Annotated in this window: 11 protein-coding genes; 2 read left to right on the top strand and 9 right to left on the bottom strand. The window is 51.7% G+C overall.

The window, feature by feature from the left end; translation table 11 throughout:
• Positions 1-4 precede the first annotated feature (4 nt).
• The 3 genes from artJ to BSPA111_RS09450 all read right to left on the bottom strand — a co-directional run bounded on the left by artJ (position 5) and on the right by BSPA111_RS09450 (position 2,224).
• Positions 5-736, bottom strand: coding sequence for an arginine ABC transporter substrate-binding protein (artJ, locus tag BSPA111_RS09460; RefSeq protein WP_064557457.1), 732 nt, complete (start codon positions 734-736; stop codon positions 5-7).
• A 19-nt stretch (positions 737-755) separates the two neighbouring features.
• Complete coding sequence (gene artP, locus BSPA111_RS09455) at positions 756-1,484, bottom strand: arginine ABC transporter ATP-binding protein ArtP (RefSeq protein WP_064557670.1); 729 nt, start codon at positions 1,482-1,484, stop codon at positions 756-758.
• Between the two features lie 212 nt (positions 1,485-1,696).
• Entirely contained in the window at positions 1,697-2,224 is a 528-nt protein-coding gene (locus tag BSPA111_RS09450; protein ID WP_183270911.1) for a lipoprotein, read from the bottom strand.
• Positions 2,225-2,331: 107 nt separating this feature from the next.
• On the opposite strand from BSPA111_RS09450, the gene BSPA111_RS09445 reads away from it, so the two are divergent.
• Positions 2,332-2,655, top strand: a complete 324-nt coding sequence (locus BSPA111_RS09445; RefSeq protein WP_183270910.1) for a heavy metal-binding domain-containing protein — start codon at positions 2,332-2,334, stop codon at positions 2,653-2,655.
• Positions 2,652-3,497, top strand: a complete 846-nt coding sequence (locus BSPA111_RS09440) for an N-acetylmuramoyl-L-alanine amidase (RefSeq protein WP_183270909.1) — start codon at positions 2,652-2,654, stop codon at positions 3,495-3,497. The genes BSPA111_RS09445 and BSPA111_RS09440 overlap by 4 nt, the downstream gene beginning before the upstream one ends.
• 66 nt (positions 3,498-3,563) lie before the next feature.
• Here BSPA111_RS09440 and BSPA111_RS09435 read toward each other — a convergent pair whose 3' ends face one another.
• From BSPA111_RS09435 to hcp, 6 genes are all read right to left on the bottom strand, one after another.
• Entirely contained in the window at positions 3,564-4,574 is a 1,011-nt protein-coding gene (locus BSPA111_RS09435) for an NAD(P)-dependent oxidoreductase (RefSeq protein WP_183270908.1), read from the bottom strand.
• 92 nt (positions 4,575-4,666) lie between these two features.
• Positions 4,667-6,115, bottom strand: coding sequence for an SDR family oxidoreductase (locus BSPA111_RS09430; RefSeq protein ID WP_183270907.1), 1,449 nt, complete (start codon positions 6,113-6,115; stop codon positions 4,667-4,669).
• Between the two features lie 17 nt (positions 6,116-6,132).
• A complete protein-coding gene (ltaE, locus tag BSPA111_RS09425) occupies positions 6,133-7,134 on the bottom strand; it encodes a low-specificity L-threonine aldolase (RefSeq protein WP_183270906.1) in 1,002 nt (333 codons plus the stop codon).
• Positions 7,135-7,251: 117 nt separating this feature from the next.
• Positions 7,252-8,973: a ubiquinone-dependent pyruvate dehydrogenase gene (poxB, locus tag BSPA111_RS09420; RefSeq protein ID WP_183270905.1), complete on the bottom strand. Its 1,722-nt coding sequence runs from the start codon at positions 8,971-8,973 to the stop codon at positions 7,252-7,254.
• A gap of 102 nt (positions 8,974-9,075) precedes the next feature.
• Positions 9,076-10,044: an NADH oxidoreductase gene (hcr, locus tag BSPA111_RS09415; RefSeq protein ID WP_183270904.1), complete on the bottom strand. Its 969-nt coding sequence runs from the start codon at positions 10,042-10,044 to the stop codon at positions 9,076-9,078.
• A gap of 9 nt (positions 10,045-10,053) precedes the next feature.
• Positions 10,054-11,706: a hydroxylamine reductase gene (gene hcp / locus BSPA111_RS09410; RefSeq protein WP_183270903.1), complete on the bottom strand. Its 1,653-nt coding sequence runs from the start codon at positions 11,704-11,706 to the stop codon at positions 10,054-10,056.
• Positions 11,707-11,784 lie beyond the last annotated feature (78 nt).

Here is an 11,784-nt window from a genome sequence, read left to right as displayed (position 1 = left end):
CAGATTACTTCTGGAACCATTTTTCGTAGATGGTTTTGTACGTCCCATCTTGCTTCACTTTTTCCAGCGCGGTGTTGAATTTCGCTTGCAGGTCAGTGTTGCCCTGACGAACAGCAATACCCAAACCGGTACCGAAGTAGTCTTTATCCGTGACTTTATCGCCAATAGCGGCCAGTTTAGGATCGGCTTTCAGCCATTCGGTGACAACAGCTGTGTCACCAAATACGGCGTCAATACGGCCGCTTTCCATATCCAGCTTGGCGTTCATGTAGCTGTCGTAAGGAACGGTGGTGATCTCTGGATGTTTATCCATGATGAATTTCTGATGCGTGGAGCCGTTCTGCATACCCACTTTCTTGCCTTTCAGCGCACTAATATCAGCAATTTTGCCTTTCTGGCCGACAAACAAAGCAGAGTTTTCATAATACGGGCTGCTGAACAGAACCTGTTTTTCACGCTCTGGAGTGATATCCATACCCGAGATAACCGCGTCGATACGGCGGAATTTCAGGCTTGGGATCAGGCTGTCAAAAGCCTGGTTGCTGAAAGTACAGGTTGCATCGATCTCTTTACACAGCGCGTTTGCCAAATCGACATCAAAACCAACGATCTTATTGCTGGCATCCATAGATTCAAACGGAGGGTAAGACGCTTCCATAGCGAAACGAATAGTTTGTGCAGCCGTCGCGGAAAGGCTCAGGCTGGCTAATAATGTGGCAAGCAGAACTTTTTTCATGGTTATTTTCCCGGATACATCAGTGTGACAGATAGAATTTAAACGCTTCGGTCTGTGGTTTTGCGAAGCAACTCGCATCACCTTGTTCAACGATGTGGCCATTTTCCATGTAAACCACGCGGCTTGCGGTTTTACGCGCAACTTCTACTTCGTGGGTAACGATGACCTGAGTGATGTTGGTTTCAGCCAACTCACGAATGATGCTGACGATTTGCGCGGTGATTTCTGGGTCCAGTGCTGCGGTCGGTTCATCAAACAGCAGGATCTGTGGTTCCATCATCAATGCACGGGCAATCGCGACACGCTGCTGCTGACCACCAGAAAGGTGGAGCGGATACCTGTCCATATAAGGTTTCAGGCGTAAACGCTCAAGCAGTTTATCGGCGCGAAGGCGTGCTTCATCTTTGCTGATCCCAAGGACGCGGCAAGGCGCTTCCATCAGGTTTTGCAGCACGGTGAGATGTGGCCAAAGATTATATTGCTGGAACACCATACCCACGTTGCGACGCAATTCACGGATAGCTTTGTCGCCAGGCGCTTTTGCAAAGTCGAAATGGTTGTCTGCAATGGTGAGTTGCCCGGAGCGCGGCATCTCAAGCAGATTGAGTACGCGCAGAAGCGAGCTTTTGCCTGCGCCGCTTGGACCAAGCAGCACCAGCGTTTCGCCCTGTGGGCAACTAAGAGTGATATCGAACAGCGCTTGATGTGCGCCGTAAAAACAATTAATGCCGTTTAGTTGAATACTCATGCGCATAAGTTGAATAGCAATTGAAGCCGCAAAGGGTACCTTTAACAGAATAGTTATGCAATCTTTGTGCGTTAAAACCTAAAAATAACTACTCGCGTGCATTAAAGGTAGCACAAAATAGCGAGGCGGGAGGGAGGTAAGAATAAATGTCGGAGTTATTGAAAAATTCCAGACTATTTACAAGGGTTACCTTCCCTCTCCCGCAGGGGAAATTACTCGGTTTCTATGGCCTGACGCAGGCTGCCAGAAGGCGCATGGCTGTTTACGCCAAGATAACGCACGTCATCGACTGCCCAACACTGGCCTTCACGAATCATCAGCACTTCATCTTGCCAGCTTTGACTGCCTTTAGTGAGGTTGACACGCAGCGGGATATTGCGCGCATCGGTGTTAGGAATGGTAGACGCGGAGGCTACTGCGGCACTGTCTGCGCCATCTGCGTTGCTGGTAAACATGTTGCTGCGCATAAATTCATTTTGCGCATTAGGCGACGTGCTGGCTTTTTGCATTTGCTGCGCCAGCGCATCACTCATATACGGACGCAAGCCGGTAATCGCGCTGCTGCCCTGAGTTTTATGGCTTATTTGATAATCGTAAAATTTCTGCGCCACGCTATCCGGGCCGCCGTCAATGCAAGGGCCGCTGTGGGTGCCAATGTCTTTAAAAGCGGGCGTTACGGGGGTAGTACAGGCCGTGAGTAACATCGCGCACGGAAGAAGAACCAAAACTGAGCTGCGCATTTTTATTTCCTTATCTTCTCAGGAGGACTAACTTAGCATAGCGTATCGTTGTCAAAATGCGTGGCAGGTAATGCGCTAAGATGTTGATACAAAGAGAGGAGAAGCTTATGCAATTTACAACTACCCCAACGCTCGAGGGGCAGAGCATTACAGAATATTGTGGCGTGGTGACTGGCGAGGCGATTCTGGGCGCCAATATTTTTCGCGACTTTTTTGCTGGAGTGCGCGATATCGTCGGTGGCCGTTCCGGTGCATACGAAAAAGAGTTACGTAAAGCGCGTGAGATAGCCTTCAGGGAATTGCAGGAACAAGCTGAAGGTTTGGGTGCCAATGCGGTAGTCGGTATCGATATTGATTACGAAACCGTGGGCAAAGAGGGAAGTATGCTGATGGTGAGCGTCACCGGTACTGCGGTTAAAACGCGCCGATGAAAGCTCGCCTGGTCACGCTTTTCATTGTGGCTCTGCTGGCGGGGTGTTCCAGTAAGCCTGAGGTTAGCGATAAAAATGTCGTCGATAAGGGCGATTTTAAAGTCGACACGAGCCACAGTGCGCAGGCTGCGTATCCGCGCGTGAAAGTGTTAGTTATTCACTACACCGCCGATGATTTCACCGGTTCGTTATCCACTTTAACTGACAAAAATGTCAGTTCTCATTACCTGATACCCGATACGCCACCGATGTCTGGCGGCAAGCCGGTAATCTGGCAACTGGTGCCTGAAAGTGAATTGGCGTGGCATGCAGGGGTGAGTTTCTGGCGCGGTGCAACGCGAATCAATGACACTTCGATTGGCATTGAGCTGGAAAATAAAGGTTTTACGCGGCAGGGTAGGGTAAATCAATTTTACCCGTTCAACGCGGCGCAAATTTCGGTACTGGAAAAACTGGCGAAAGTGATTATCGCTCGTTATCAAATCCAACCGCAAAACGTGGTCGCCCATGCAGATATTGCCCCGCAACGTAAAGTTGACCCCGGCCCATTATTTCCATGGCAGCAACTGGCACAACAGGGCATCGGTGCCTGGCCGGATGCTAACAGAGTTGCCTTTTATCTGAATGGCCGTGGGCCTTACCAACCCGTGGACAGGCGAAGCTTGCTCGATGTGTTATCGCGATATGGTTATCAAGTGACGCCTGAAATGACGTGGGAGCAACAAAAGAGAGTGATTCAGGCGTTCCAGATGCATTTCCGTCCAACAAAATATTCCGGTGACGCGGATGCTCAAACTCAAGCGATTGCAGAAGCGTTACTCGAAAAGTACGGTCAGAGCTAATACCCATTAGAATTTGAGTTGCAGCCAACACCCCTGCAGCTCGAAGGATAATGGGTATAATCAGAGCTAGCGAATCAACGTACCGTGATCACGCAACCAGAGCGCGGTACGGCGTATACCTTCATCCAACGTCACAATCGGTTGATAACCTAATTCCGTTTCGGCTCGCGTCGTATCCAGGGTGAGATCAAAATTAAGTTTCGATACCCCATAATGCGTCAGCACAGGTTCTTTGGCCGATTTATTGCCAAAACGCTCCATGCTGCGGGCAATCATATCCAACATCGGATAAGGAACGGAGCGAATGCGGCATTTAATCTCTAAGTCATCAATCAGCTTTTGCACGATCACGCGCAGCGGGCGAGCTTCCATATTAGTGATGTTATATGCGCGCCCTGATGGCAACGTTTCGCAACGCTCTGTTGCGAGCCACATCGCATGCACCGCATTCTCGATATAAGTCATATCTACCATCGCATCGCCACCGCGTGGCAACAAAACGCTGCCGTAGTGGCGCATCATCTGTACCAGGCGCGGGAAAAAGACTTTGTCATGCGGGCCAAACAGACTTTGCGGACGCAGAATGGTGAAGCGCGTGTGCGGGTTTGATTGCGCGAGCAGTTGAATCACTTCTTCGCTGGCGGCTTTGCTGCGGGCAAATTCATTGGCAAAGCGGACAGGGCGAAAATCTTCGCTGATATTGCGATGGTGGTGATAATCAAAGTAGAGCGAAGGTGAGGAAATGTGCACGAAGTTACGTACGCCCCAGGCAACGGCCCATTCACCTAAGCGACGGGTGGCTCGGACGTTTGCAAGATCGAACGCTTCTTGAGTCCCCCACGGCGAAGTAAAGCTTGAGCAATGCCAGAGTGTATCGACATCGGCCAGCATCACCTTGGCCTGCGAGGAAACCAATTCGGTAAGGTCAGCGCGAATAAACTCCGCACCCATTTTTTCCAGCAGTTTTCCCATGGCCTCGTTGCGCCCGGTTGCCCGAACACTGATGCCTTTTGCGCGAAGAAATTCGACCGCGTTTCGGCCTAAACCGCTGGTTGCGCCCGTTACCAGTACCTTCATTTAGACCAACTCATGGTAATTGAGATTTACGCTGCGCATTTTTCCGTGAAATGGCAGCGCTTGCAATGGGGAAGACCAAAGATTAGGAGAACTTAACGGACTTTATGTGACAATTGTTCGGAAAGTTGGCAAATCCGTCGGGCCATGCCTCGGAAAATAAACAAATGCGCGGGGATCATCACCAGCCAGTAGAATAAACCTGCGGTTCCATGTGGATGCCACCATGCGCGAACATCAAGCGAGCGATGCTTACCATTATCACGTATCGTGAATGAAAGCCGGCCAAGTCCTGGCGCTTTCATACCAAATAACAGCGTTAACTCTTTTTGCGGTTCGACAATAATCACTTTCCAGCTATCGACCTGATCCCCCACCTCGAGCATTTCGCGTCCCGGACGGCCTTTAGCCAGTTTATGACCGACGAGCAGATCCATTAAGCCACGGGTTTTCCACAGAATATTGCCAAAGAAATAGCCTTCTTTGCCACCGATCTGATTGACCACCTGCCATAAATCTTCCCGTTCAGCAGAAGTATTGAGCGTACAACCCGCTTGTTTTGGGAAATAGCCATACTCCGGACGCCAACGGGCAAACGCCTGAGCGTCATAACCCCAGTCTTGCGAGTTCGCGAGTTTGTTCTCGTCTTCAAGCGTCGCGCGTACTGCATCATCAAAGTTCAGGAGTTGCTGAGGGATCAACGCGCGTAATGCCCGATCGTCAGCCAGAAGATCGTGTTTCAACCCCTGGATCAGCGCTTTGGCAATGGTTGGCGGCACGGACGTTATCATGTTGAGAAACCATACCGAGATCCAACGGGTTGGCAGCGGAATGGGGATGAGTGGGCGATGCTTGCCACTGACCGCCATAAAACGCTCGAATTGTTGTTGATAGCTCAGCACTTCCGGCCCGGCGGCCTCAAAAAGTCGGTTTTCTTGTGAGGGATGGTTGAGCAATTCGATTAAATAATGCAGCAAATTTTCTAGTGCAATGGGCGTGGTGCGCGAACGAACCCAGCGTGGTGGCGTAAGCACCGGCAGGTTGTAAACCATATCGCGCATCACTTCGAAAGCGGCGGAACCGGCACCGACGATAATACCGGCGCGGATCTCCGTCACCGGCACGCCTGAATCACGCAAAATATCGGCCGTAAGCTGGCGTGCGCGCAGATGCTCTGAGTCACCGTCACCTTCTGCGGCTTGTAGCGAACTGAGAAAGATCAGCTGTTTGACCGGATGCGCGCGCAGCGCATCGCGTAAATTGAGTGCGGTCTGACGTTCATGGGCCACGAAATCTGCCCCGTCGCCCATGCTGTGCACCAGATAATAAAGCGTATCGACATTTTCCAGCAGTGCCGGAAGGGTTTCCGGCCACTGTAAATCGACATGGCGGCAAACGACGTCAGGCCAGGGTTGTTTTTCCAGCCACTCAACTCGCCTTGCGGCAGCCGTAACGTGATGCCCGGCCGCGGCAAGTTGCGGCACCAAATGTTGGCCTATATAGCCGCTTGCGCCGAGCACCAGAATATTTTGTGGCTGTGTCATCGTCCCTGATCCTCAGCTTAGCGCTGTAAAAAAGCCTGCCAATGGGAAACCACTTCGGCTAACTGCTGGCGATTCACATCAAGGTGCATCACCAGGCGTGTGATTGGCCCTGCACTCATTAAAATGCCGCGTTCTTTCATGAATTTGCCGAGGCTTTCAGCTTGCTCTACCGGGACGCGGACAAACACCATATTGGTGTCCTGGCGGGTCACATCAACGCCGATTTCGCGTAATTCACCCGCAAGCCAATGTGCGTTGTCGTGGTCGGTTTGCAAGCGTTGCACGTTGTTTTCAAGTGCGTACAAACCTGCTGCTGCCAGAATACCGGCCTGACGCATACCGCCGCCGACCATTTTACGCCAGCGTGTCGCACGCTTAATGTATTCACGGCTGCCGACTAACAGCGAGCCAACCGGCGTTCCCAGGCCTTTAGAGAGGCAAATAGTAAAGGTATCGCAGTAGCGCACCACTTCTTCAAGCGTGCAGCCGTATGCCACCACCGCGTTGAAGATACGCGCGCCATCAACGTGCAGCGCCAGATTGTGGTTGCGGCTAAAGTCCCAGGCTTGTTGAAGATACTCGCGCGGCAGAACTTTGCCGTTATGGGTATTTTCAAGGCTGAGCAGTTTGGTGCGCGCAAAGTGGATATCGTCAGGTTTGATTTTCGCGGCAACTTTGTCGAGCGGCAATGAACCGTCAGGATTGGCGTCGATGGGCTGAGGTTGAATACTGCCTAATACCGCGGCGCCACCGGCTTCATACAAATAATTGTGGGCTAATTGCCCAACAATATACTCTTCACCGCGTTCGCAGTGGCTAAGCAGCGCAACCAGGTTTGCCTGAGTGCCAGTTGGCAGAAATAACGCCGCTTCTTTACCACTGATTTTAGCGGCGTAATCTTGTAGTTCATTGACGGTAGGATCATCACCGTAGACGTCATCACCGGTCGGTGCGGCCATCATACGTTGGAGCATTTCATCACTCGGGCGGGTTACGGTATCGCTGCGCAAATCAATCACGGTGGGTCCTTATTATCCAGAATTGTTCCCCCAAAATAATTCAAGTTGCATCGCGGCGGCAAGAGAGCGCAGCCAACAAAGATGCAACTTGAAGTATGAAGGGGATAAACCTCCGTTTTACCGGAACCAGTTGGTTTTCGCCAGTTCGATCACTTCATCACCACGGCCACTGATAATGGCTCGCAACATATAGAGGCTGAATCCTTTGGCTTGTTCCAGTTTGATTTGCGGTGGAATGGCTAATTCTTCTTTCGCCACCACCACGTCCACCAGCACTGGGCCGTCAATGCTGAAAGCACGTTGCAATGCGCTATCCAACTCATCAGCTTTTTCAACACGAATACCGGTGATGCCGCAGGCGGTGGCGATATTCGCGAAGTTGGTGTCGTGCAGATCTGTGCCGTCAGTCAGGTACCCGCCGGCTTTCATTTCCATCGCTACAAAACCCAATACGCTGTTGTTAAACACCACAATCTTGATCGGCAATTTCATTTGTACTACCGAAAGAAAATCGCCCATCAACATACTGAAACCGCCATCGCCGCACATGGCAACAACCTGCCGATTCGGCTCGGTTGCTTTTGCGCCCAGTGCTTGCGGCATGGCGTTGGCCATTGAACCGTGAGTGAACGAACCTAAAAGGCGACGTTTCCCGTTCATTTTCAAATATCGCGCGGCCCACACGGTCGGTGTGCCAACATCGCAGGTAAAAATGGCGTCATCATCGGCGAAATGGCTGATTTGCTGTGCGACATATTGCGGATGGATAACGTTGCCATCGCCTGGCTGTGCCAGCTCATCAAGGCTTTCACGCGCTTCACGATAATTATCCAGCGCTTTATCAAGGAAACTGCGGTCAGTTTTTTCTTCCAGAAGCGGAATAATGGCCGCAAGCGTGGATTTAATATCCCCGACCAGCGCCATATCAACTTTGCTGTGTGCGCCGATGCTGCCCGGATTGATATCAATTTGAATGATTTTCGCATCGGTCGGGTAGAAGGCGCGATACGGAAATTGGGTGCCGAGCAGAATTAACGTGTCGGCATTCATCATGGTGTGGAACCCGGACGAAAAGCCAATCAGCCCGGTCATGCCGACATCGTAAGGATTATCATATTCGACATGCTCCTTCCCACGCAGAGCGTGAACAATTGGCGCTTTCAGGGTCGCGGCAAATTGCACCAGTTCCTCATGCGCTCCTGCACAACCGCTACCGCACATCAGGGCGATGTTGTCGTTATAGCGCAGTAGCTGGGCAAGCTTTTTAAGCTCTTCATGTGCGGGAACAATGATGGGCTGTGGGGCGGGATACCAGTGCGTGCTGGCCGTTTCAGGAGCGGGTTTCAGCGCCACGTCACCAGGCAAAACAACGACTGACACGCCACGATTAAGCACCGCTTTGCGCATAGCAATCGCCAAAATTTGTGGAATTTGTTCCGGGGATGACACCAGTTCACAATAATGGCTGCATTCGCGGAATAACTCTTCGGGATGGGTTTCCTGGAAATAACCACTGCCAATTTCGCTGGAGGGAATATGTGCGGCGATCGCCAGCACCGGCACGCGGTTGCGATGGCAGTCAAATAGCCCATTGATTAAATGCAGATTACCCGGCCCGCATGAGCCCGCGCAAACAGCCAGTTCACCTGAAAGATGGGCTTCGGCACCAGCTGCAAAAGCGGCAACTTCTTCATGACGCGTGGGCATCCATTGAATCGTACCCATGCGGTTCAGGCTGTCGCTCAGTCCATTGAGGGAATCGCCAGTGACGCCCCAGATGCGTTTGACACCTGCATTTTCGAGAGTTTTTGCCAGATAAGCGGCTACAGTCTGTTTCATTACTTCTCCTTGTCACGATTCAGTTAACGTAAACAAGCTTAGTCAAGGAAACAGAAGAGGCGGGGCAGAAAGTGCCACTCAGGTTGAGTGGCACGAGAGAGGTTAAGCGAGAACTAAATCACCTTGCGGATGGCAACAACAGGCCAGTACATAGCCGTTAGCTATTTCTGCTGCGGTCAGTGTCATGGTGCTGCTGACCGTGTAGTCACCAGAGTCGACTTTGGTTTTGCAACTGCCACAAACCCCGGCACGGCAGGCCGCGTTCACCGGAACATTGTTGCTTTCCATCGCAGCCAGCAAGGTGCTGCCCACAGGTGCGTAGAACTCACGCAGCGGTTTTAGGGTAGTGAATTTCAAACCGCTATTTACGGGGGCCGCAACGGGGGTGAAGAATTTTTCACAGTAAAAATCCGTCACGCCCAGTGCTTTGACTTCTTTTTCAACCATTTCCATGTAAGGCGCGGGCCCGCAGGTCATGACGGTGCGTGAAGCAATATCCGGAACGGTAGCAAGAATGTCACGTGTCAAACGCCCGGCGATGAAGCCATGCGTTGCGTTATTTTCGGCAACCAGTGCAACGGGATAGTTACGCCATTCCTCTGCAAAGATGACATCTTCTGGCGAACGGACGTTATAAATAACCTGCACGTCAGCCTGCGGACGATGTTTCGCTAACCAGCGGCGCATCGCCATAATGGGCGTCACACCGCAACCAGCAGCCAATAACAGAAAACGTTCGGAAGCTAAATCCTGGCACGTAAATTCCCCCAGGCCTTCTGAAAGCCACAGGTAATCGCCGACTTTCACCTCTTGCGTCAGCCATTGAGAGCCAACGCCATTCTCGATACCACGGACGGTCAGCGTAATGAATGGGCTGAGTCCGGGTGTCGAAGAGATCGTGTAAGCGCGTAGTGTTTCGTCACTATTACGAATACTCACCAGTGCGTATTGCCCAGCCTTGTAAGGATAAAAGTCGTGATTAATCAGCGACAGCGTCCAGACGTCCGGCGTTTCCTGGTGAATATGATGCACCTGCATGCGATGCGGGCACAGTGGCGTTGGCATAGTCATGGCGGCTCCTTATGCGCTCATCAGCTGTTTGATGTCTTCTTCAACGGTAGAGATGGCACGTAGGCCAAATTTCTCGTTCAGAACAGCCAGCAGATTTGGCGTCAGGAAGCCTGGCGCAGTAGGGCCAGTGACGATATTTGTCACGCCCAGCGACAGCAGGGTAAGCAGGATAACAATCGCTTTTTGCTCAAACCAGGAAAGTACCAGGCTCAGCGGCAGATCGTTTACACCACAACCTAATTTTTCAGCAAGAGTTACAGCAAGGATGATGGCAGAGTAAGCGTCGTTACACTGACCGGCATCCACCAGGCGCGGAAGACCTTCGATGTCACCGAAGTCCAGTTTGTTGAAACGATATTTACCGCAAGCCAAGGTCAGGATCAGGCAATCTTTCGGTACGCTGGTCGCGAAGTCGGTGAAGTAGCTACGTTCGCCACGTTCGCCATCACAGCCGCCCACCAGGAAGATGTGGCGCAGTTTTTCACGGCTCACCAGGTCAATCAGGGTATCGGCAGCACCCAACAGAGTCTGACGGCCAAAACCTACGGTGATCAGATGTTCGATCTCGCTGTACGGGAAGCCCGCCATTTGCTGCGCCTGAGTAATCACAAGTGCAAAATCATCGCCTTCGAGGTGACTCACACCCGGCCAGCCGACGATGCTGCGTGTCCAGATGCGGTCGGTGTAAGAACCCACTTCCGGGTTAATGATACAGTTCGACGTCATGACAATAGGGCCAGGGAAGCGGGCAAATTCGGTCTGTTGGTTCTGCCAGCCACTGCCATAGTTGCCGACCAGATGTTTGAATTTACGCAGTTCCGGGTAGCCGTGTGCTGGCAACATTTCGCCGTGGGTATAGACGTTTACGCCAGTCCCTTCGGTTTGTTCCAGCAAGTTATAAAGATCTTTCAGGTCGTGACCGGAAATCAAAATACATTTGCCCGCAACCGGGCGGACGTTAACTTGAGTTGGCGTTGGATGGCCGTATTTCTCGGTTTCGCCATGATCCAGAATGCTCATCACTTTGAAGTTCATCTGGCCGATTTCCATCGAGCATTCCAGCAACGCGCCCATGTCTGCAGGCCAGGTGCCGAGCCAGGCCATAATTTTATGGTATTGGGCATAAATGTCGTTGTCGTACTGGCCGAGCACGTGAGCGTGTTCCATGTACGCCGCCGCGCCTTTCAGGCCGTAAAGGCATAACAGGCGCAGGCCAAGAATATCTTCACCAATTTCTGCTTTATCGCGGTTTGGTGCGAACTCCGCCGCCTGGCGTTGCAGGTCGCCCAAATCGTTGCTGACCAGTTGAAGTTCAGCCATCGGGTTGGCGACGGTCAGTTCTGGTTTAATCGCAAGACTGCGTGCTTTCAGGCTGTCACGCAGCGCGATAGCGTCTTGCGCATAACCGACAATGCGTGGCGAGTCGAAGTTAACGTTAGTGAGGGTAGAGAAGAAAGCGCGAGGAGCAAAATTGTCGATTTCATGGTCGATAATGCCGACTTCACGTGCGGCAATGGCCCATGCAGACAGCCCCTGTAATGCGGCAATCAACAGATCCTGGAGGTCAGATGTTTCTGCTGTTTTGCCACACATACCCTGAGCGTAAGAGCAGCCGTTACCCGCAGGGGTGCGGATTGTTTGTTCACATTGCACACAAAACATAATCGTACCTTTTAAAGTTATATTTGATATACATCTTTAAGATTATGCTCAGTGCTTCATGGGGAAAAGGTATTTCTT

This window comes from Buttiauxella sp. A111, from assembly GCF_014189855.1.
GTDB classification, from domain to species: domain Bacteria; phylum Pseudomonadota; class Gammaproteobacteria; order Enterobacterales; family Enterobacteriaceae; genus Buttiauxella; species Buttiauxella selenatireducens.
Note: the sequence above shows the minus strand (reverse complement) of the source record. Positions and strands in the feature narration are given on the sequence as shown.

Bases quoted from the DNA above. Each gene is read 5' to 3' on its own strand.
- BSPA111_RS09430 (WP_183270907.1), bottom strand. From the start codon at position 6,115: ATGACACAGCCACAAAATATTCTGGTGCTCGGCGCAAGCGGCTATATA.
- BSPA111_RS09435 (WP_183270908.1), bottom strand. From the start codon at position 4,574: ATGAAGGTACTGGTAACGGGCGCAACCAGCGGTTTAGGCCGAAACGCG.
- poxB (WP_183270905.1), bottom strand. From the start codon at position 8,973: ATGAAACAGACTGTAGCCGCTTATCTGGCAAAAACTCTCGAAAATGCA.
- hcr (WP_183270904.1), bottom strand. From the start codon at position 10,044: ATGACTATGCCAACGCCACTGTGCCCGCATCGCATGCAGGTGCATCAT.
- BSPA111_RS09445 (WP_183270910.1), top strand. From the start codon at position 2,332: ATGCAATTTACAACTACCCCAACGCTCGAGGGGCAGAGCATTACAGAA.
- artJ (WP_064557457.1), bottom strand. From the start codon at position 736: ATGAAAAAAGTTCTGCTTGCCACATTATTAGCCAGCCTGAGCCTTTCC.
- hcp (WP_183270903.1), bottom strand. From the start codon at position 11,706: ATGTTTTGTGTGCAATGTGAACAAACAATCCGCACCCCTGCGGGTAAC.
- BSPA111_RS09440 (WP_183270909.1), top strand. From the start codon at position 2,652: ATGAAAGCTCGCCTGGTCACGCTTTTCATTGTGGCTCTGCTGGCGGGG.
- BSPA111_RS09450 (WP_183270911.1), bottom strand. From the start codon at position 2,224: ATGCGCAGCTCAGTTTTGGTTCTTCTTCCGTGCGCGATGTTACTCACG.
- artP (WP_064557670.1), bottom strand. From the start codon at position 1,484: ATGAGTATTCAACTAAACGGCATTAATTGTTTTTACGGCGCACATCAA.